The following is a 20,238-nucleotide window of genomic DNA, read 5'->3' as shown; positions in this document are numbered from 1 at the left end:
TCAGAGAATGCAGGTATCTTGATTTTTGTTCATTTTTTTCTGTGATTAAATTCTCTGACCCTTATACCCATAAAAAGAGGGTGTAACAAAGATCTGATCTTCGTTACACCCTCTTTTTATGGTATTAAATTATTTGCTATCTCTAAAGGATGGGAAAACAGGCTTTTTATAGTTCCGATTCCAGTTCTGAATAACCGCAACTTCGATAAGGGTGGCCAGATTGCGCCCTGGACTGACTGGAAGGGATATTTCAGGAACGGGTATCCCTAAAATGACTCGTGTTTTAGGGTCAATGCCCACATGATCATAAGCCTGATTCTGCTGCCATTCTTCTAAATGAACAATAAAGTTGATAACCTTTTCATCTCTCACCGAACCATCCCCAAAAAGAGTCGTGACATCAAGGGTACCTAACCCCCGGATCTCCAGGAGATGGCGAAGTCGTTGGGAGGCGCTGCCTAATAATCGTTCTTCGTCAACTCTGCGGACTTTCACAACATCAGCAGCAACCAGCAAATGGCCGCCTTTAACAAGCTCCAGAGCTGCTTCACTTTTCCCGATTCCTCTCTCGCCGGTAATCAAAACCCCAACTCCGTAAACATCCACCAATACCCCCTGAACCGCGGTACTGGGCGCTAACTGGTTAGTAAGGTATCGGATCAACATATAAGTAAGCTGTGTCGTCGAACGCGGTGTCGTCAAAAGAGGAATCTTTCGCTCACTGGCCAGTTCGATAAATTCTAGGGGAATGGTTAAGCCTCTGGTAATTATGACACAAGGTACGTCTGAAAGCATCACTTGAGCCAGCTTTGTGCGCCGCTCAGAATCACTGAACTGCTGGATTAATCCTAACTCCGTCCGCCCGTAAACCTGAATTCTTTGGGGCGTCAAATGTTCTAAATAGCCGGCTAATTCAGCACTGGGACGTTTTAAACTATATTCAGTAATTAATTTGTCTAAGCCAACATGCCCTGCTAGAACCTCAAAATCAAATTTTTCAACTAAATGGTTGACAGTAAGCATTTAAACCTTCTTTCCAAACTGAGGTTTTGTCTCCTCGTTTTCCTCAAAGTATGTGTATTTTATAATACAGTAAAAGTGTATCTTATAATACACTATTATAAACTATTATAGGAGGTCATGCCTACTATTGTTTATTAGTTTCCCGAATAATTTCCTGAATAGTATTTACAATACCCCTTTCCTTCCGATATTCTAAAAGTTAGTAGTTCAAATTCTTTAACCAATAGGAGGTAGCCTCATTGCAAAAACAAGCCGTCGTTATAAACTCTAAAGACAATGTGGCAACAGTGGTGGATGACTTTCCAGCTCAGACAACCCTTCATTTCTTCATAGGGCAAACTGAACATTCTGTGCAATGTCTGCAGGACATCCCTCTCGGCCATAAAATCGCCATTCAAGAAATCAAGGCCGGACAAGGTATTATCAAATATGGCGAAAGTATAGGTATCGCAACGGAAACCATTAAACCCGGCCAGCACGTTCATATACACAATATGGAGACCCAGCGCGGCTGCAGAAACTAATACTTAACTGGCCCAAGTCATTTATTCTTAAAAAAGTATATACTGAACCTTATCCTATCTGTCAAGAGCCTTAAAACTACCTTATTGCTAATCAATAGGAGGCAGAACGCATGGAAATATTAGGCTATCTCCGCCCCGACGGCAGCGTCGGCATTCGCAACCATATTTTAGTTATCCCGACCTCTGTTTGTGCGAGTACCCTAGCTGCTAATATTGCCAATCAAATCCCGGAAGCCGTAGCCCTTCCGAATCAACACGGCTGCTGTCAAATCGGCGCCGACCACCTCCAGACTATCCGAACCCTGATTGGTTTCGGCAAGAATCCCAATGTGGCTGCGGTACTTGTCGTAGGTCTGGGCTGCGAAGGAATTCCCATTCGTGAAACAGCCGCCGAAGTTGCAGCCACAGGCAAACCGGTTGAGGTCTTGGTAATTCAAGAAGTAGGCGGTACCTTAAAAGCTGAAACTGAAGGTTTGCGAAAAATAAGCAGCTTAGTTCGGCAAGTCTCACATCTGCAGCCCGAAAAAGTCGATATCAGCCGGTTGAGCTTGGCCATTGAATGCGGGGGATCGGACTTTACCTCAGGCCTCGCCTCAAACCCCGCTGTAGGAATCGCCGCTGATTTGTTGGTTGCTGCAGGGGGTAGTGTTATGCTCTCAGAAACCACTGAATTTATCGGAGCAGAGCATGTCCTGGCCCGCCGGGCTAAAACTCCGGAAGTTGCTGAGAAGCTGTTTAAAATCGTTCACGATTGTGAAGAACGGGCAAAATTTTTAAATGTGGATATCCGGGACGGACAACCCACTCCCGGCAACATTGCCGGCGGTATCAGCTCCATCGAAGAGAAATCCTTAGGGTGTATCTATAAAGCCGGACATGCCCCCATCGAAGACGTTCTCCAATACGGCGAGGCTCCTCAAGGCAAAGGGCTTTACATTATGGATACCCCCGGCCAGGATATTGAGTCAATTACCGGCATGCTGGCCGGCGGCGCTACGATTGTCATCTTTACGACCGGACGGGGAACTCCCACAGGTTCCCCCATAGCTCCCGTCATTAAAATAACCGCCAATCAAAAAACCTTCGTCATGATGGAGGACAACATGGATGTGGATGCTTCTCCTATCATTACCGGCAAAGAAACCATCGAAGAAGTGGGACGGCGAATTTTTCTAGAAATCATCGCTGTTGCCAATGGCCGCAGAACTAAAGCAGAAAGTTTGGGGTACCGGGAATTTGGTATTTACAAAATTGCCCCTACCTATTAAAGATTAAAACGAGCTCTCGTCATTTTGGCGGGAGCTCGTTTACTCTTAACCTGAAATCTGAAGCTGCAATTATTATAACTTCTTGATGCTCTCCTGACAGTCTTTTAGATCCTTTAAAGGCTGACTGATGTCGTACCCTGTAGGCTTCTGAAAAACTCGCAGTCCAAACTCAGGAACTACCGCAAAGAGATGGTCAAAAATATCGGATTGTATGCTTTCATAAATCGCCCATTCTGTTTGATTGGTAAAAACATAAATATCCAGGGGTATCCCCGACTCTCCCGGCGGCAATTGCCTGACCATTTGGATCATCCTTTTATGTATCTGGGGATGATTTTTGAGATAACATTGAATATAAGCCCGAAAGGTCCCCAGGTTGGTCAGTCGTCTGCCATTCACGGATTGAGTGGAATCGATATTATGCTCCTGGTTATAGAGGGCTATCTCTGCTTTTTTCTGTTTAATATAGTCGGATAAATAATGTATTTTCTCAAACTTATCTAACATTTCGTCAGTGCAAAAGGTGACGCTCGTTGCATCAATATAAATAGAACGATTGATTCGTCTTCCTCCGGATTGCTCCATACCACGCCAATTAATAAAAGAATCTGAAACCAGGGCATAGGTAGGGATGGTGGTGATGGTCTTGTCAAAGTTCTCTACTTTGACGGTATTTAGGGATATATCAATCACGTCTCCGTTAGCGCCGTATTTAGACATTTCAATCCAGTCCCCAATGCGAATCATATCGTTGGAGGATAGCTGAATCCCGGCTACCAAACCCAGCAAAGAATCCTTGAAGACCAAGAGGAGCACAGCCGTTAAAGCTCCAATACCACTTAACAGCCGCCATAAAGAACTTTGACCGATGACAGCAGCGATAATTAAAATGCCGCCAATAATATAAATAATGATCTTTGCTACTTGGAGATATCCCTTGATTGGCTTATGCTTGGCTATCTCATAGGTTCGATAAATATCATCAACAGAGTTTAATAGGGCATCCAGCACTAAAACTCCCGCTAGAATAATATAAGCTGATGACAAGTTTTCAATTATGACCGCCATCTGCCCAGGAAACGCCGTGGAGAAGACATAAAAGATTATAGCGGGGACAATGTTGCACAATTTATGAAAGACTTTTCGTTCCAACATAACATCGTCCCATTGCAACTTATTATTTTTGATAACAAGAGAAAGAAATCTTAAGACAATTTTTCGGCTGATAAAATAAGCCACAACACTAAGTAAAGCGATAAAGACAAGTAATATACCAACGGCAATGTATCGGGCCGCAATGACATTTACCCCATAATTCTGAAACCAATTCGTCATTAATTGAACCATTATATCCTCCTTAGAAAAACATCCTGGTGCCTGCAGGCAGCTGCCCTAATTGCACCTCTGGTATTATTCTAACATCTCTATTCTTAATAGTTCAATCCTAACCCAGCAAACTGAAAGCCAGCCCGGAGCATTTAATCCGCTCAAGCTGGCTCATTATTATCCCCGTATTTTGTCCAGTGTCCGTTTTATTTCTTCCAGGAACTGTTCTGTATTAACCACTTTCTTATCAGGCAGCTCTGAAATGAGGGCCAGATCCTTTGTCATAATTCCGGCTTCTATGGTTTGCAGTGAAGCTGCTTCTAATTGATTGGCAAACTCAACCAGATCTTGCAAGCCATCAAGTTCTCCCCGTTTTCTCAAGGCACCTGTCCAGGCAAAAATTGTCGCCATGGAATTCGTCGAAGTCTCTTCCCCTTTAAGATGCTTATAATAATGTCTGGTAACCGTACCATGGGCCGCCTCAAACTCAAAGTTTCCTTCAGGAGAAACCAGCACTGAGGTCATCATGGCCAAGCTGCCAAAGGCCGTAGCGACCATGTCTGACATAACATCCCCATCATAGTTTTTGCAAGCCCATATGTACCCTCCATCTGAGCGAATAACCCGGGCAACGGCATCATCAATCAAGGTATAAAAGTACTCTATCTTTGCCTCTGCAAATTTATCTTGATACTCCTGATCATAAATCTCCTGGAAGATATCTTTAAACCTGTGATCATATTGCTTTGAGATGGTATCTTTGGTGGAGAACCACAAGTCTTGTTTTACTTCCAGGGCATAATTAAAGCAAGAGCGTGCAAAGCTTTCAATGGAACTGTCCAAGTTATGCATTCCCATAAGAACGCCCTTACCTGGGAAGTCAAAGATAGTCTGCCGGGATTCTTCCCCCTTATCATTGGTAAAGACCAGTTCCGCCTTACCTGGCCCATCCACTCGATACTCTACATTCCTGTAAACATCCCCATAGGCGTGACGAGCTATGGTAATGGGCTTTTTCCAGGTTGGGACTAAAGGCTGAATTCCCTTGGCAATAATTGGAGCCCGGAAAACCGTGCCATCCAAAATGGCTCTGATGGTACCATTAGGGCTTTTCCACATTTGCTTAAGCTTATATTCCTCAACCCTTTGAGCATTTGGTGTGATTGTTGCACATTTGACGGCTACTCCATATTTCTTGTTAGCCATGGCAGCGTCAACGGTGATTTTATCCTCTGTTTCATCTCTTTTTTGGAGGCCGAGATCATAGTATTCTGTCTTTAAATCAATGTAGGGGTTAAGCAAAATTTCCTTAATGGATTTCCAGATGATCCTGGTCATCTCATCTCCATCCATTTCTACTAAAGGAACATTCATTTGAATCTTTTGCACGTTTCCATATCCTCCTTAGAAATACCTCCTGATCACTGGGACCAGGTCTAACATCTGGTTTTTATACTTCGACAAAATGGTTGGTTTCTCCTCTTCTTATGCTGATGTATACTGCATTCTCAGAAAACCCCGTTCCTGCCAATTAGCATTATCCGGCCAATATATTATTATTCTCTTCAGTTAAGGTTAACGCTTTAACAAATTGGTTGATTTTTTGTCATATACAAGTTATCCTAATAATTATTACTTAAAGTATATATGTTCCGCACTCCTAAAAGGACTTTGGGAGTGTTTTCATATTTGAGAAGGGAGTACTAATCATGCAGCTCTTAAAAGATAAAATCCGTACCAGTGCTAAAATCACGGACAATAGAATTATTCAAGTAGATAACTTTTTAAATCACCAACTAGACATTGCCCTATTCAATGAAATAGGCAAGGAATTCAAACGCAGGTTCTCAGCTAAGGAAATCACCAAGATCGTTACCATCGAAACCTCAGGGATTGCCATTGCCAGTATCACTGCCCAATACTTTAATAATGTACCTGTGGTGTTTGCCAAAAAACATGCCGGCCTCAATATGAACAAAGATGTCTATGAAGCAAAGGTCTTTTCCTATACAAAGAATCAGGAGTATCTGATTAAAATATCCAAGGATTATTTAACCCCCAATGACAAAGTCTTAATTATTGATGATTTCCTGGCCAGCGGCAGTGCACTGCTGGGTCTTTACAGTTTGTTGGCTCAAAGCGGTGCGGAGATTGCCGGAGTAGGGATTGTAATTGAAAAAACCTTCCAAGAAGGCAGGAAATTAATCGAGGAAAAAGGGTTACATTTAGAGTCCTTGGCCATTATCGATTCTTTACAAGACGGCCAGGTTATTTTTAAGGAATAATATCGTTCACAAATCAATACGGAACAAAGCCAGGGAATATTTCCTGGCTTTTTCTGTCTTTTAGAAGGCTTGCCTTCTTTACTTTACCTTAATACAGATATACTATATTCTATATCTGACATCTGAAATTTCAGATCCAGTATACGTTCTAAAAAGGAGGGCCGTTCATGTTTAATACCACTTCCCTTCGCGAGCAAGTCTATAATTACTTATGTCATGAAATTAAAAAAGGAAATTTACGTCCAGGTTCATTTATCCACCTGGATGTTTTGAGCAAAAAGCTGCAAATAAGCAAGACTCCTTTAAAAGAAGCCATTCTCAAGCTTGAATGCGAAGGCTTTGTCGAAATCCTCCCCAGAAGAGGAATCGTTGTTAAAAAATTAACCAATCAAGAAATCAAGGATCTATATGAAATTATTGGATCACTGGAATCTTCTGTGATACTTTCTGTATTTGACCAAATTACCAACGACGATATTCAACAGATGAAAGCTTACAATCAAGAATTGCTGGCAGCACTAGATGAAGAAGAGTTTGACAAGTATTATCAGCTGAATCTTGACTTTCATGAGTGTTTTCTGAAATTATCCCCCAATATGACCTTACGCAGGTATATCTCCCCTGCCAAACAGCGCCTTTATGATTTCACCAAACGCCAATACGTTAAAGAGTGGGAACTTATCAGCCTGGAGGAACACAGCAAATTTATCCGGTGCATCGAAAATGGAGATCGGGAAGATGCAGCCAGAGTTATTAAGGAGGAACACTGGGGCTGGACCATCCATGAAGCCCATGCCGTTCTGTACTATGAATTAGACCGCCCGGTCGATGAACCAGCTAATGGCTAGATATGTAGTGAGAGCGAACAAAAATGCAAAGCCATATTAGCAAGTGCTCCCGAGACATTGATTGATGCCTAACCATTTCCTAAAAGCCTATATTCAAAGGGCTTTGTAACAACTAAAAATTCATTTTAAATTGTAAAGAGGATGCTTTTGTGCATCCTCTTTTTGAACATTATCTATTAAGATATAGTAATGATAATTTCTTTGCTGCGCAGGTTTTCTAAACACTCAGCCAGGTACTCGTCATTGTGCTCCGGGTATACAAAGGATGAAACACATTCCTCCTTTAAGCGCTGAATCTCATTCCAGTCCGGTTCAAAAGGCGTCGCCGCTTTCCCCCGATATCCGGGATCCAGCCAAACCCGATCTGCCCTGTACCCTCGCCTCTCCATCTCATTCATTACCCGTACATGATAACTCCATAGCCGTTCTCTTGAGTAGCCAAATACATAATTCACAACGGAATGAGGCTTGCCCCAGCTATTGCCGCGAAGGGCGCAGCATTCCCTGTGTTGTCCTAATAATTGCTGCCTTGGCAAATGAGGGAGAAGCTTTTCATGCCATAAACGCATAGACCTGTTCTCTCCTTATCTATTAGCAAAAGTAATTTAATTGCAGTATTTGATAATACTATAAATGTTAAACTTCAGCAAATTAGGATATGGTTAAGAACAATTATTTTTCACACACGTCACCAACCTATGGCTCGCCATTCGAAATGATGAAAAAGTTCGGTATAAGCTACCAGACGGCAGGTGAAAATATTGCCGGCAACTCATCGGTTGAAGCTGCACATAATGCCTTAATGCAATCAGAAGCTCATCGCCAGAATATACTCAACCCCAGTTATGATTTTATTGGCATTGTCGCAAGCCCCGTCTACGGGAAAGTATTCGTACAAATGTTTATAGGGAAATAGCTTGAAAGCCTGAACAAATACCCCTTGTTCAGGCTTTCTTATCCATTGATCCCCTCAAATTATGCAACGTTGCACAATTTGAATTTCCCGGACTTAGAATGTTAACTCCTGGCCATGATCCTTAAACCATTTTCTCCAGTGTTTATAGTCGGGCATGAATTCCCCGACCCTTTCCCAAAACTCCTTGGAGTGATTTAGATGGGTCAGATGAGATAATTCATGAATAATGATATAATCCATGGCTGCCTCCGGAGCCATGATAATCCGCCAATTTAAATTCAGGTTTCCCTTGCTTGAACAGCTTCCCCATATCGTCTTTTGCTCTTTAAGCCGAACCATATGAAAAACGACCTTCATTTTTTTGGCATGCATCTCAAGCTTATCCAAAAGCACCTTCCTGGCTTGAGCTTTATACCAAACTAATAATGCTGCCTTAATATTGGCGTTTCTGTCTTCTTCCGGCAAACCTTGGGGCAGGTAGACTTTCAGCACCTGTCCTTCGCGAAAAACCCGGGGCATTTTGTGGGGGTACTTAATAACTTTCAGCTGCAGAGTATTTCCCTTATATAAAAAATGTTCCCCATCCACAAATTCTACGGGCTCCTTCAGCTTATCTTGCTTAATGAGCCAATTCTTTAATATCCACTCTCGTTTCGATACAATCACGTCTTGCAGCTGCTTAGCAGAAACATATTTTGGAGCCGAGACTCGAAGACGATCTTCAAACATGCTCAGAGTGATTCTGCGATAACGAGTACTCCTTCGTTCTTCATACGGAATCGCTTGATTCTCAATAGTCACATGATTCACCAGAGGTCCCCCCTAACTTACCTGCGTGAAGCTAGTACCCCCGTATTACAGATCTACAAGTTTATGTAATGGTTTCATCCTACAAAATTCGTAGCCACTGAGGGTATTCGCAACAGCAAATCAATGGTTTATATAATCTGGAAACAGGTTGACGTTTACGTCAACATATTTCAGAATATTCATAGTATTATAATTATAATACACTGATTTCTTCACACTTTCAATGAAGAAAGGAGCATTGCTATGGATACATTATGGCGAGTTATTGAAAGGAATGCCCGGAATTTCCCTAATCAAACAGCATTGCGTTATCCGCCGCAAAACCTGACCTTAACTTGGCAATCTCTTCATTCCCAAGCCCTGGGCTTAGCATCAACTATTCAATCCCTGGAAATAGGTATTGAAAGAATTGCTCTCCTCTCTCCAAATAAGCCGGAATTTGTCTTAGGATTTCTGGCAGCCATGGTCCTAGATAAAGCTATTGTACCGATAAATATTCGTCTATCCGTAAGAGAAATCTCAAACATTCTGACTGATGGGGTAATCAGCGTACTCCTGTATGAGGAGAGTATGGCTCTGATGGCTCAAGAACTTGAACAGTTGGGGTTTACAATTATCAATATAACGACAGAAAGCGCTGCAGGGGAGGATATATCATCTCCTCATTGTGACGGAACAAAGGCAGCAGAAATCCTCTATACCTCAGGTACAACGGGCAAGCCCAAGGGAGTGATGCTCTCTCACCAGGCAATTTTAGCGGCAGCCAAAATAATGGCTTATGAAGCCGAAATATACGCAGCAGACAATTGTTTAATTCTCATGCCTTTGACACATTCTGCACCTTTGAATCTTTTTCTTTGGGGCGCTTTCTGGGCAGGTGCCTCTGTTACCCTCGGGGATTTTACCCCTCAAACTCTCTTGGATTACGCCGCCCAGGAAAAAACAACCCACTTTTTTGGGGCTCCAGTCGTTTACCAGCTGGTATCCATGATTCCGAATCTTGGAGATTGGGACCTGTCTATCATGAAAGTGTGGGTCTATGGCGGAGCCTCTGTGGGAGCAGAAGCAATTGTTCATTGGCAAACTGTGCTGCCGGGAAAATGGATGGGGGTTTACGGTTTGACAGAAGCAGGACCCAATGGCACCGCTCTCCGTCCCCAGGAACATGGAGGAAAAACCGGAAGCATTGGCCGCCGGGGCACCGCCAATACCGAAATACGCGTAGTTCGGGCTGACAATACAGATACCGACCCCGATGAAGCCGGTGAAATCATTCTTCGTTCTGAAAGTCTCATGGCCGGATATTTAAATAATCCAGCCGCTACAAGAGAAGCTCTTCATTCAGGTTGGCTATATACCGGAGATATTGCCAGACGGGACAAAGATGGCTATATATGGATTTTAGACCGCAAAAAGGACATGATCATTACCGGCGGAGTTAATGTTTACCCCAAGGAAATTGAAGACATCTTAAGCACTCATCCCGCCATCCTGGAATTAGCAGTCATCGGTATTCCCCATAAAGATTGGGGAGAAAGCATTTTAGCTAAGCTTGTCTTAAATCCTGGGGAAACAATAACACTCACAGACCTTAAAAATTATTGCCGGGATAAGCTTGCTGACTATAAGATTCCCCATTGTTTAAGTATTGTAGATAGCCTACCCCGCAATGCTTCAGGAAAAATACTAAAGCATGTACTCAGAGCAGAATACAATCCTTAATTACTCGCAGTTAATCCGAAATTATCCAATACTTTTTAGATTTAGATGTAAATTCAGATCTATTCTAATCTATATCTTTAATAAATTACTTTATCACGAAAAAAATAAGGCGTAAACAAATAATTGTTTATGCCTTCTCAACTCAATAATTGCTTTACTTTTTAATAGGAATCCAGACCTCGCATTTGTAATTCTCATCGGATACATTCCCTAGGGGATATACCTCAGCTGTGGCCCTTCTTCCTGCTGATACCCTGTTGCCGGAAACCATTCTGAGTAAATTCGCTCCCAAACCTTTTGAATAGCGCCAGGCATGGGGCCAACAGACTCAAAAACTGCCCACCGTGCAGCAGGTATTTCGGCAGCCCTAAAATCCTCAGGAGCTGATCCATTGTCTTTAACGGCAATCATATACGTAAAAGCTTCATAGTTTTGTTCAAAATCCATGCAGATACCAAAGACACCACTCTCATCCGCCAGGGAGCAAATCCTTTCATAAGACCCATCTTCCATGCACTCATTCCAAAAAGCCGGTATCAACTGCAGGTTTTCACCATCCTTGGTGGTTATCCTCCTGGCTTTGCCAATAACTTTGAATGTGCTTTTGTCAATCATTTTGTAATTCATATCTTTATCTCCTTTTATGGATATATGAAAGGACAGCTTGGGAAAGGCTTTGAGATTTGCCCCCGGCTCACGAGCAGCCGAAGGACTCATGCCATGCACTTTTCGAAACGCTTTGGTAAAGGCTTCAGGTGTCTCATAACCATACTTTAAGGCCACATCAATAACTTTTTCACCCAGCATGATTTCTTGAGCTGACAGGGTCAGGCGCCTTCTTCGCCTATATTCGGCGACAGTCAGTCCGGTAATCATATGAAACATCCGCTGAAAGTGAAAAGGGGAAGTAAGGGCCAGCTTTGCCACCGCTTCGATATTCAGCTTTTCAGTCAGCGTCCCTTCCAGATAATCAATTGCCTTATTCATTGCTTGAAGCCAATCCATAGTACTCTCCTTCCATGAACGTATACTATCTTAATTTTGTCTGTTAATCCTGTCTTTACCTGCTCTTATCTGACAGATATTATAATACAAAGTCTATCGTGTTTAAACGGAAAAACAGGCATCCTATTTTGTTTAGCTTCAAAATAGGATGCCTGTTCTTTTATGCCTGTAACAATAGTCAGCTATCGCTTTTTTAATTCTATGAGATTAGGTTATGTATCTATTAATCGTGACAGTCCTTCTGCAGTTGACTTAATAAATCGACAACCTCTTGAGAAGCTTGGGTCATTACCGTCAGAATTTCCTCTGCTTTGGCCAGATTCCCCTCTTCATAAGCTGCCGCCGCCTGACGGGCAAAGTCGTGTACTTTCCGATGGGGTTCTTCAAGTTGACGAAGCGCCGCTAAACTTCCGCATTTTTCATTCCCAATGTTATCCACCCATTGTCCCAAGCGGCATTGATGATGATCCGTGATTTCACTGGATTTTAGAATGTCAAATCCTAAAATCATATTATAGATCCGCCAAGTCCAAAGTAAATGGTCGGTCTTATATAATTCCAAAGCTTCATACGTGCCTAATTCAGGTGTGTTTTGAATTCGTACCATTCGAATATTTTGTAAAGCCCGGCTGATATCATAGATCCCTTGGCCGGTTACCTTTGCAATGGAATCAATCGTTTCTGAGGCCTGAGACAGCGCTTCAATACTGCTTGCCGACTCCTCACTGGCAGCACTTTGCTCTTCACTACCTGCTGCAATACTGTGAATATCTTCAGCAACAGAGGAAAAGTTCTGAATCATTCTTTGCAAGGACTCTCCTGCCTCTTGCATGACTTTTTTGCCGCTTTCCATTGTTGTGTTAAGGGAGGTAATCTTTTGAGTTGTCTCTGCAGAATTTTGACTTAATCTTGACATTTTCCGGCTAATATCTGCGACGGATCCTTTTGTATACTCTGCTAATTTTCGAACTTCATCGGCTACAACAGCAAACCCTCGACCATGTTCTGCAGCCCGTGCCGCCTCAATGGCAGCATTAAGAGCCAATAAATTGGTTTGATCGGCAACCCCTGATATTACCCCCACAATTTGCTGGATTTCCTGCATAGAATTCATCACGTCTTGAACTTGTTGACTGACTGTTTCAAACTCGGCGAAGGAATGTTCGACAAATTTGATAGCTTGTTCAATTTTTTCTCCTCCGGCAACCGCTTCTTTCGTGGATTCCTCCACGAATCCTGAAGAATTAGTTGCTGCTACAGCAACCTCACTGGCACTGGCGCCCAATTCTTCCGCTTGAGCTGAAAGATTGCTAAGTTGAAAGGTTTGATCATGAATTTGGTTTAACATCTGCCGAATCGACGTCATACTGGTCAGGGTTTGAACTGTTTTATCCAACTCTTGCAATCCTTGTTTTGCCTCAGCTTGCCGTTCTGAAATAATTCGGTTCATAATCTCGACAACGGGGAATAAGGGGCTTGAAGAAGGGATATCCAGATCAATCTTGTGCGAAAAATTACAATCCTTTAAACACTGATAGAATTTTTCATAGTCTGAGTTCTCATTGCCTTGTAATAATGAATTAGTGGTCTGTCGCTTAAAAAACAAAACTGCACTTCCTTTAAGTTTGAATTCTCAATAAATATTTTAATTGCGATCCAAAAAATTATCTATTATCCTAAAAAGATAATTTTTTCGACAGATTAGAACAATCTTATTATCTTTGGGGATAATAAGATTGTTTGATGTTCCTTATTTTATAGAGCTTAGTGGCTGCTGCAAGGGCCAGCCTGGTATCTGGATTATCTAAGGATACTCCTAATATCTTTTCAACTCGCTTTTTGCGAAACACTAAGGTTTTATAGTGAATATACAATTTCTCCGCAGCATCTTTAAGATTATGGTTTTGCAAAATCTCTTCCAAAGTAATCCTAAGATTTGTTCCTTTTTCGGCATCGTAGCGAATTAATGGGCCAATCATATTATCTACAAATTCGTAGGCGGATTCCTCCCCATAAATAGAGGTCAGAATCTGAAAAAGTCCCATATCTTTGTGATGGTAGATAGTCCCGCCGGTTTGCTCCTGACATAGTGCAAGAATCTGAGCCTGCGAAGCTTCATGATAACTTTTCTTAATACTGCCAATGCCACAGTGTATCTCACTGATTCCTATTGATATTTGAAGATCCGGGCTCATGAAGCTTATCAGCTCTTTCAGCTTTACCGCCGCCCCCATACTATCTTCCCAATATTCCTGGCAGGTACCCTCCTGACACAGGATACCAATTCTATCCCGGTTATCCCAAATAAAATAGTTTAGGTTATTGCTTAAATGATAGATGATTTGACCTATCTGCTGCTTAAGATCTTCTCCCGCATTGCTTTTTATTGCCTTTTTTCCACTGGGAAAGTGCAAACTGACTAAACAACAAAAGAATGGTTTACTAAAATCAAGGTCCAACTCCCAGGCAATTGTGCTTGTTTTCTCTTCATAAGTCAAACCGCCATCTAATAAATCATTTATAAAATCGCTTCTTCTCTGCATCTCATAAGTAAACCGCACAAGTGCTAAACGCTCACTACTGACCCTCAATTCATGTTCAGCCCGAATTTTATCCGTAATATCAATAACAATGGAATTAATCAATGTTTTTCCTTCTATTTTGATTAACCCTGCAAAGACTTCAACATCGCGAACATCACCGTTTTTCAGTTTGTGTTTAAACAGAAAAGTCTTGGATCTATTAACTTCCTTGAGTTTTTCAAAGATGGTTAAGGGATCTGCTATGTTAATACTGAAAATTTTCATATTCAGAAATTCATCATATGAATATCCGTAGTAATCAATAGCAGCTTTGTTTACCTCTACTATGTCACCGTTAAAAAAATCAAAAATAATCATAACGGCTGGACTTACGAAAAAGATTTGCTGATACTTCATAGCATCATTTACATAAGTCATAAGATTACCTCTTTTTGAAGCTTTTCAAGATTTTTGCTTAAATCACATACATTAATTTTACAAATTTTATCATTATTCTCAGTTCTTCTACGCGTCGATTGACTATACAATCATTAATTTATTGCCTATTATCTCATAAATCTTTACTAGTTGCCTCCCATATATTAGCAAAACAAAATAACCATAGGAGCAAAGACCGCTTATCAAACGGACTCCCTTGTCCTATGGTTGTAACTTGAATTATTCATGCAATATTTATATTATCCTAGCTCTGCTTTTAGGTATAAATGAACTGACTTGATTGACCCATTGTTGTGCCTTGGTTATTTGATTTGCTTGTTTTAATAATTCTTTCTCGGTTTCCATAAACTGCTACACTTGGATATCCAGATTAGCACCTAAGAAAGGTTGAACAGACGTCTCCATAGCCTTAATATTATCGCGTTCTAACAATATCAATGAATCACTTTGATTCGACGCAACATCCATAGCTAATTTCACGACAGAGAGGCCCGCCTGTTGTTGAACTTTAGTTTGATTAAGCACGATTGATAAGGCTGCTATATCCAAAAGTATTCACTCCTCAGACTTAGTGAGCATTGGACCAAAAGGTTTTGCTTTGATCATCAAGAGCAATTATTTCTTTCTGGAAATTGAGGATTTTAGCGTTGATTGACTCTATTTGCTTGTCACTTAATTTATAGTCTCTGGCAAATTCAGCGAGTTGCTTCATCTTCATTAGCTTAACTTCAATTTGGTCTAACTTTTGGATTCGATACGCAATCCATTCTTGAACATGTTCATAGTCGTTATTAATCACAGTTAGCACCTCATTCATTTAAGCATATTTCAATGGTCTGGATCAACGCCTGAAACTAGGTAAAATCCCTATCTCTATCATATCTTTAACCAAAGGAAATAGCAAAATATTTATTCCTTAGGACTTTTCACGAGCCAGACGCCGTTTACCTAACTTACTTTTCTTTTTGCCTGCAATAATTTCAACACGAAATCCTTTCCGGCTCTGTCGAACGGTAGCCGCCATAAATCCAAAAAACATAACCGCCCATACTCCGCCCGTTACAATAACCCCCAGAAAAATCCGCCAGGTGTTTGACCATAAGAGTGGCCTGCTCAAAAGATAGATTCCATAAAACAGCCCCGAGAGCAAGCCTCCTTCGTAGGTAACCGCCGGAAATTCCCTAAGAGCTGCAACCAGCTCATCCGGCAAAAACAGATAGGTTAAACCCAGAGCCAAAAAAAGTATGAAAAATAAGTTAATCAGGTACATAAACAAGGAGGCACCTGGTGCTATCCTCTGCTGAGGTGTATCCGGATTATAACGGCAGTTATTAATGGAATAAAAAAGCCCGATAGAACTTGAGCCTAAAGAGAGAAACACTGCTCCAATGGCCAAAGCAACAATGAGAGTCTTAGAAACCCCTATAGCCAGGGCGGTCCCGACTAACAAAGCTTCCATTAATAACAAGGTAGGTAAAATTGCCGCTAATAACTTACCCCATACCACCGGCCATCCTGCCAGAGGCACACTGTTTAAGAGCCAGTCGGATTCTCCTTCACGGCCAAAGGATTGCAAAGCCATATTGCCGCTGAACATAATGGTATACATGATCAACACGGTTATTAAGGAACTACGGGACGTTCTGACGGATGAAAATAAAAATTGTGCAACAAAGAAAAGCATAATAATCAGAGGAACTAAGTAGCCAAACCACTCCCGGGTGTCCCGCTTCATTGAGAGCAAATCTTTTTTGGCTACGGCCCACATTCCTAACCATGGAGAGGCCTGGGGTACAACCTCTTGCTTAAGGACAGCCAGGGAAGGGTCCTTCTGCTGCTTTGTCTCGTTCCCTTCGACCTTAGCCTTGCGGCGTTTTCCCCTTTCCCCTTGGCTAAGGGAAATGAAGCCTCTGCGGAATCCTCTCTCGACAAGATTAAAGGCTATTAAAAAAAGTAGTACCCCAACCAAAAGTAATAACTGACTCCAGCCCAGCCCTGCTAAGAAATTTTGGGAAATCCCCGCAACCAGTGCTGACGAACCCCATCCCCAGGGGAAAAATTTCATGACACTAAGCATCTGTTCCTGGCGTCCCAGCCAAGAGCCGATATCAAACCGGTTTCCGCTGTTGATTAGCATATTCGGAAGCTGAAAACCGATGGCAATGATTATTCCTGCCAAGCCACCTATAAAACCGATAGCTTCCTTACTGCGATGGGGCGGAATAATGCGCATCACCAACAGATTGATGAGTTCAGCGATGGCAGTCCCAATGGCCCATAAACCAAGACCGACCAACAAAACCAGAATATAGAATGAGACTTCCGCTTTAAAAAGCAACCCGTAAAATATTCCGGGTAAGAAAGCAAACAAGACAGCCGTAAAAAAATTGCTTCCAATAACCACTAAAGATTTTACGGCAAACACTGCTTTAGTAGAGACCGGGGCCATGAACAAAAGCTCCAGATCCTCGGACATATAAAGGGCCGCAAATGCTGCTGTAATACCAAAAAAGATCTGTCCCCCTAATCCCACCATAAATAACATAGATAGAAAACCCTGGACTGTATTGGGAGACAGGGCTTTTAAAGACCCGTATGCAAAGATCCCCAGGGAAACAACAATGGCAATCAAGCCTATTAAAAGCCCCACCATACCGATGAGGGCTCCCACTGGCCTGTGACGCAGCTTATTCCAGCTCACTCGCAGTTGATTTCTAAGCAGCAGCATAAAATCCTGATGAAATGAATGTTCCGGCGGAGGACTGGACAATGGCGGAGGCAATAAGATTTTCATAGGTTTATCCCTCCTCCAGGCTTTTAATTAGTTCAGCATTTTCATGACCGCCTGTAAGCTCTAAGAAGATATCTTCCAAACTTTCTCCTTCATGCCCTACCTTCCGCCGCAGCTCTTCAGGGCTGCCCTGAGCAATGAGAGAGCCATCTTTAAGAATGCCTACACGATGGCACATTCTTTCGGCAATCTCTAAAATATGTGTGGATACAAATACCGCCGCGCCTTGTTGAGCCATTTCCTGCAGAACATCCTTAAGCAGCCGGGCACTAGCCGGATCAAGACCCACGGTAGGCTCATCGAGAAGAATTACTTTGGGCTGGTGGATAAGCGCTGAAGCTAATACCACTTTCTGGCGCATGCCATGGGAATAGCCTTCCAGCAGCTCATCCGCTCGTTCTTGAAGTCCGAATAAACTCAGCAGCTGCTCCGCCCTTTCTTTCATGACATCCTTTGGTACTCTGTAAAGGGCAGAAATAAGGTACAAGAATTCTCGTGCCGAAAGCTTGCCATATAATTTAGGTTGATCAGGTACATAGGCCATCAGGGATTTAGCTTGAGTAGGCTGTTTGCTAATATCATAATTACAGATTAAAGCCTCTCCTTCACTAGGGTCCAGCAGACCTGTTAACATTTTAATGGTCGTTGTTTTGCCTGCGCCATTGGGCCCTAAGAAACCGAATATTTCCCCGCTCTTAACTTCTAAATCAAGTCCCTTGACCACAGATACTGACCCATACCGTTTCGTTAATCCATGAGTCTTAATTAAAACAGATTCCACAATGATAGCTCTCCTTTTCAGTTTTTTCTTAAATCATATTAAAACTTATGTTCATTTTACATGATTATGGCATTCATACAAAGGAGTTTAAAGCTGCCCGAGTTTAGTATCATACATTTTTGCTCGGAATAATCATAACATCCACTCGCTCAGCATTCCGAGGCTAACCCACTCGCGGCTGCAGGAGCTATCTTCAGCGGATAAGTTATTCTTTGGTGATAGACGCTTCGAGCGAAAATGTCCACCGGACACTTTCGCGCCAAACCTCTGGATAGTACCTGAGGTGAACCATGGCTTCGCTTTCCCCGCTGCGACAGCAGAGGCATGGGGATCTAAAAAAGTAATTTAAAATTAATTAATGTAAAAAAGTTTTAAAAACCTCTTGACATTTATAACAATTTTAATATAATAATAAATGTAAACAGCGCAACGCTTTTAACAAACACTACCTACCATAAATAATTGTTTAAGAGGAGAGGATTAGATTATGAAAAAATTTGTTTGCAGTGTCTGTGGTTACATCTTCGAAGGAAATGAAGCTCCCGATCAATGCCCTCAATGTAAAGCCGCCAAGGAAAAATTCACCGAGAAAGCCGAAGGGGTATTGCAATGGGCTGATGAGCATAAAGTCGGCATCGCTCAAGGGGTTGACCCTGAAGTTATCGAAGGTTTAAGAGCTAACTTCACTGGTGAGTGCACTGAAGTGGGTATGTACCTGGCTATGAGCCGCCAGGCTGACCGTGAAGGTTATCCTGAGGTTGCCGAAGCTTATAAGCGTATCGCCTGGGAAGAAGCCGAGCATGCTGCTAAATTTGCCGAGCTCTTAGGTGAGGTTGTGGAAGCTGATACCAAAAAGAACCTCCAGCTCAGAGTGGACGCCGAATATGGTGCAACTCAAGGCAAGAAAGACCTGGCTACCTTAGCTAAAAAGCTTAACTTAGACGCCATTCACGATACAGTTCATGAAATGTGTAAAGATGAAGCCCGCCACGGCAAAGCTTTCAAAGGATTACTCGAGAGATATTTCTAAAAACCTGCCGGTGCTTGAAGCTACTCTCTTGCAGGTGTAAATTAACTCAAGAAGCCTCTGACACAGACAGCTATCCGAAAAACAGGGTGACTGATGATTGTTTCAAAGAGACAATCATCAGTCACCCTGTTTCTTTATTCTTAATCCTCTCTTTCTGAGAATATCAACGAATATACTCCTATAAAGCGTCTAAACTGAATTGCCAATAACGCCATAACTTTGAAAAGCCTTCTAACTCATCAATAATAACAGGAATAAATAAGGTTCCTTAGCAGATGATATAGGATATAACTAGCAAAGCAATCGAGGGGATCAAGGTGCCGGAACAGTTGTATCTTAACGACATTGAACATTTAGAAGAACTAGTGGCTTGGGCAATGAATGCAGCCTCTCAGGACAAGAAACTGTTTCTTATTGAAAGCCTTGCCCCTCTGGTCTTAGGGAAAAAGCCTTCGGTACTTTTGAATGTGTTCTTTGAGAATCCAGAAGAATGGGAGACTTTTAAAAAACTATTATTTCAACATAATGCTCTGCAAATTAGAGTAATCCGCAAGCTAAACGGGCGTCTGCAAGTGATGTTTTATCATAGGCACCTTTTAGATTCTGTATTACGTCAAGACCCAATTTTAGCCTTTCTAAAGGCTTTAAGCTACCCTGAGACATACTCTTTAGACAACTATCTCTGTTTTCTCCAGCAAAAAATAATATCTCTTGAATTTCCTGACGAGATAGGAGTTTTCTTAGGCTATCCCTTAAAAGATGTCTTAGGGTTTATGGGACTCTTACCTCTTCCTTATATTCGGACTCAAGGGTGGCGTATTTATGGGGATGAAAAACTCTCCAATGAAATTTATGAAAGCTGCAGGCAAGCTCGCAACACGATGAAAATAATTGCTCAGAAAATAGTATTATGGCCCCCAAAATAGAA

20 protein-coding genes are annotated in these 20,238 nt (G+C 42.0%); 8 read left to right on the top strand and 12 right to left on the bottom strand.

From position 1 onward, the window contains the following. Window positions 1–129 precede the first annotated feature (129 nt). Complete coding sequence (hprK, locus tag DESOR_RS07275) at window positions 130–1,023, bottom strand: HPr(Ser) kinase/phosphatase (RefSeq protein WP_014183964.1); 894 nt, start codon at window positions 1,021–1,023, stop codon at window positions 130–132. A gap of 239 nt (window positions 1,024–1,262) precedes the next feature. Here hprK and DESOR_RS07270 point away from each other — a divergent pair, with 239 nt between their 5' ends. Beyond that, a complete protein-coding gene (locus tag DESOR_RS07270) occupies window positions 1,263–1,547 on the top strand; it encodes a UxaA family hydrolase (RefSeq protein WP_014183963.1) in 285 nt (94 codons plus the stop codon). A 110-nt stretch (window positions 1,548–1,657) separates the two neighbouring features. Further along, a complete protein-coding gene (locus DESOR_RS07265) occupies window positions 1,658–2,815 on the top strand; it encodes a UxaA family hydrolase (protein ID WP_014183962.1) in 1,158 nt (385 codons plus the stop codon). Between the two features lie 72 nt (window positions 2,816–2,887). Here DESOR_RS07265 and DESOR_RS07260 read toward each other — a convergent pair whose 3' ends face one another. Beyond that, on the bottom strand, window positions 2,888–4,162 hold the full coding sequence (locus DESOR_RS07260; protein WP_014183961.1) for a mechanosensitive ion channel family protein: 1,275 nt from the start codon (window positions 4,160–4,162) through the stop codon (window positions 2,888–2,890). 156 nt (window positions 4,163–4,318) lie between these two features. After that, window positions 4,319–5,530, bottom strand: a complete 1,212-nt coding sequence (locus DESOR_RS07255; RefSeq protein ID WP_014183960.1) for an NADP-dependent isocitrate dehydrogenase — start codon at window positions 5,528–5,530, stop codon at window positions 4,319–4,321. Between the two features lie 320 nt (window positions 5,531–5,850). On the opposite strand from DESOR_RS07255, the gene DESOR_RS07250 reads away from it, so the two are divergent. Next, window positions 5,851–6,426 carry a xanthine phosphoribosyltransferase gene (locus DESOR_RS07250; protein WP_014183959.1) on the top strand — a complete coding sequence of 192 codons (576 nt, stop codon included), beginning with the start codon at window positions 5,851–5,853 and terminating at the stop codon, window positions 6,424–6,426. Window positions 6,427–6,593: 167 nt separating this feature from the next. After that, window positions 6,594–7,274 carry a GntR family transcriptional regulator gene (locus DESOR_RS07245; protein ID WP_014183958.1) on the top strand — a complete coding sequence of 227 codons (681 nt, stop codon included), beginning with the start codon at window positions 6,594–6,596 and terminating at the stop codon, window positions 7,272–7,274. A gap of 176 nt (window positions 7,275–7,450) precedes the next feature. On the opposite strand, the gene DESOR_RS07240 is transcribed toward DESOR_RS07245, so the two are convergent. Continuing rightward, window positions 7,451–7,843 (bottom strand): TIGR02328 family protein, encoded by a 393-nt coding sequence (locus DESOR_RS07240; protein ID WP_014183957.1) that lies wholly within the window; start codon window positions 7,841–7,843, stop codon window positions 7,451–7,453. Window positions 7,844–7,932: 89 nt separating this feature from the next. On the opposite strand from DESOR_RS07240, the gene DESOR_RS07235 reads away from it, so the two are divergent. Beyond that, entirely contained in the window at window positions 7,933–8,190 is a 258-nt protein-coding gene (locus DESOR_RS07235; protein ID WP_042330916.1) for a CAP domain-containing protein, read from the top strand. A gap of 93 nt (window positions 8,191–8,283) precedes the next feature. On the opposite strand, the gene DESOR_RS07230 is transcribed toward DESOR_RS07235, so the two are convergent. Continuing rightward, entirely contained in the window at window positions 8,284–9,000 is a 717-nt protein-coding gene (locus DESOR_RS07230; RefSeq protein WP_014183956.1) for a M48 family metallopeptidase, read from the bottom strand. A gap of 243 nt (window positions 9,001–9,243) precedes the next feature. On the opposite strand from DESOR_RS07230, the gene DESOR_RS07225 reads away from it, so the two are divergent. Further along, window positions 9,244–10,722 (top strand): class I adenylate-forming enzyme family protein, encoded by a 1,479-nt coding sequence (locus tag DESOR_RS07225; RefSeq protein ID WP_014183955.1) that lies wholly within the window; start codon window positions 9,244–9,246, stop codon window positions 10,720–10,722. 210 nt (window positions 10,723–10,932) lie between these two features. On the opposite strand, the gene DESOR_RS07220 is transcribed toward DESOR_RS07225, so the two are convergent. The 7 genes from DESOR_RS07220 to DESOR_RS07190 form a co-directional block, all read right to left on the bottom strand. Then, a complete protein-coding gene (locus DESOR_RS07220; RefSeq protein WP_014183954.1) occupies window positions 10,933–11,727 on the bottom strand; it encodes an AraC family transcriptional regulator in 795 nt (264 codons plus the stop codon). Window positions 11,728–11,950: 223 nt separating this feature from the next. Continuing rightward, window positions 11,951–13,333, bottom strand: coding sequence for a methyl-accepting chemotaxis protein (locus DESOR_RS07215; protein ID WP_014183953.1), 1,383 nt, complete (start codon window positions 13,331–13,333; stop codon window positions 11,951–11,953). Between the two features lie 109 nt (window positions 13,334–13,442). Continuing rightward, window positions 13,443–14,687: a PAS domain S-box protein gene (locus DESOR_RS07210; RefSeq protein WP_014183952.1), complete on the bottom strand. Its 1,245-nt coding sequence runs from the start codon at window positions 14,685–14,687 to the stop codon at window positions 13,443–13,445. A 372-nt stretch (window positions 14,688–15,059) separates the two neighbouring features. Then, entirely contained in the window at window positions 15,060–15,257 is a 198-nt protein-coding gene (locus DESOR_RS07205) for a YjfB family protein (RefSeq protein ID WP_014183951.1), read from the bottom strand. 19 nt (window positions 15,258–15,276) lie between these two features. After that, a complete protein-coding gene (locus DESOR_RS07200) occupies window positions 15,277–15,507 on the bottom strand; it encodes a hypothetical protein (RefSeq protein ID WP_014183950.1) in 231 nt (76 codons plus the stop codon). Window positions 15,508–15,624: 117 nt separating this feature from the next. Then, on the bottom strand, window positions 15,625–17,502 hold the full coding sequence (locus tag DESOR_RS07195; RefSeq protein ID WP_014183949.1) for a putative ABC transporter permease subunit: 1,878 nt from the start codon (window positions 17,500–17,502) through the stop codon (window positions 15,625–15,627). 4 nt (window positions 17,503–17,506) lie between these two features. After that, window positions 17,507–18,280: an ABC transporter ATP-binding protein gene (locus DESOR_RS07190; protein WP_014183948.1), complete on the bottom strand. Its 774-nt coding sequence runs from the start codon at window positions 18,278–18,280 to the stop codon at window positions 17,507–17,509. Between the two features lie 487 nt (window positions 18,281–18,767). On the opposite strand from DESOR_RS07190, the gene DESOR_RS07185 reads away from it, so the two are divergent. Both DESOR_RS07185 and DESOR_RS07180 read left to right on the top strand, forming a co-directional pair. After that, a complete protein-coding gene (locus DESOR_RS07185) occupies window positions 18,768–19,310 on the top strand; it encodes an NADH peroxidase (protein WP_014183947.1) in 543 nt (180 codons plus the stop codon). Window positions 19,311–19,627: 317 nt separating this feature from the next. Then, window positions 19,628–20,236 (top strand): DUF3793 family protein, encoded by a 609-nt coding sequence (locus DESOR_RS07180; protein WP_014183946.1) that lies wholly within the window; start codon window positions 19,628–19,630, stop codon window positions 20,234–20,236. Window positions 20,237–20,238: the final 2 nt, after the last annotated feature.

Source organism: Desulfosporosinus orientis DSM 765, from assembly GCF_000235605.1.
GTDB classification, from domain to species: Bacteria; Bacillota; Desulfitobacteriia; order Desulfitobacteriales; family Desulfitobacteriaceae; genus Desulfosporosinus; species Desulfosporosinus orientis.
Note: the sequence above shows the minus strand (reverse complement) of the source record. Positions and strands in the feature narration are given on the sequence as shown.

Bases quoted from the DNA above. Each gene is read 5' to 3' on its own strand.
- hprK (WP_014183964.1), bottom strand. From the start codon at position 1,023: ATGCTTACTGTCAACCATTTAGTTGAAAAATTTGATTTTGAGGTTCTA.
- DESOR_RS07250 (WP_014183959.1), top strand. From the start codon at position 5,851: ATGCAGCTCTTAAAAGATAAAATCCGTACCAGTGCTAAAATCACGGAC.
- DESOR_RS07210 (WP_014183952.1), bottom strand. From the start codon at position 14,687: ATGACTTATGTAAATGATGCTATGAAGTATCAGCAAATCTTTTTCGTA.
- DESOR_RS07235 (WP_042330916.1), top strand. From the start codon at position 7,933: ATGGTTAAGAACAATTATTTTTCACACACGTCACCAACCTATGGCTCG.
- DESOR_RS07225 (WP_014183955.1), top strand. From the start codon at position 9,244: ATGGATACATTATGGCGAGTTATTGAAAGGAATGCCCGGAATTTCCCT.
- DESOR_RS07265 (WP_014183962.1), top strand. From the start codon at position 1,658: ATGGAAATATTAGGCTATCTCCGCCCCGACGGCAGCGTCGGCATTCGC.
- DESOR_RS07195 (WP_014183949.1), bottom strand. From the start codon at position 17,502: ATGAAAATCTTATTGCCTCCGCCATTGTCCAGTCCTCCGCCGGAACAT.
- DESOR_RS07240 (WP_014183957.1), bottom strand. From the start codon at position 7,843: ATGCGTTTATGGCATGAAAAGCTTCTCCCTCATTTGCCAAGGCAGCAA.
- DESOR_RS07260 (WP_014183961.1), bottom strand. From the start codon at position 4,162: ATGGTTCAATTAATGACGAATTGGTTTCAGAATTATGGGGTAAATGTC.
- DESOR_RS07185 (WP_014183947.1), top strand. From the start codon at position 18,768: ATGAAAAAATTTGTTTGCAGTGTCTGTGGTTACATCTTCGAAGGAAAT.
- DESOR_RS07245 (WP_014183958.1), top strand. From the start codon at position 6,594: ATGTTTAATACCACTTCCCTTCGCGAGCAAGTCTATAATTACTTATGT.
- DESOR_RS07220 (WP_014183954.1), bottom strand. From the start codon at position 11,727: ATGGATTGGCTTCAAGCAATGAATAAGGCAATTGATTATCTGGAAGGG.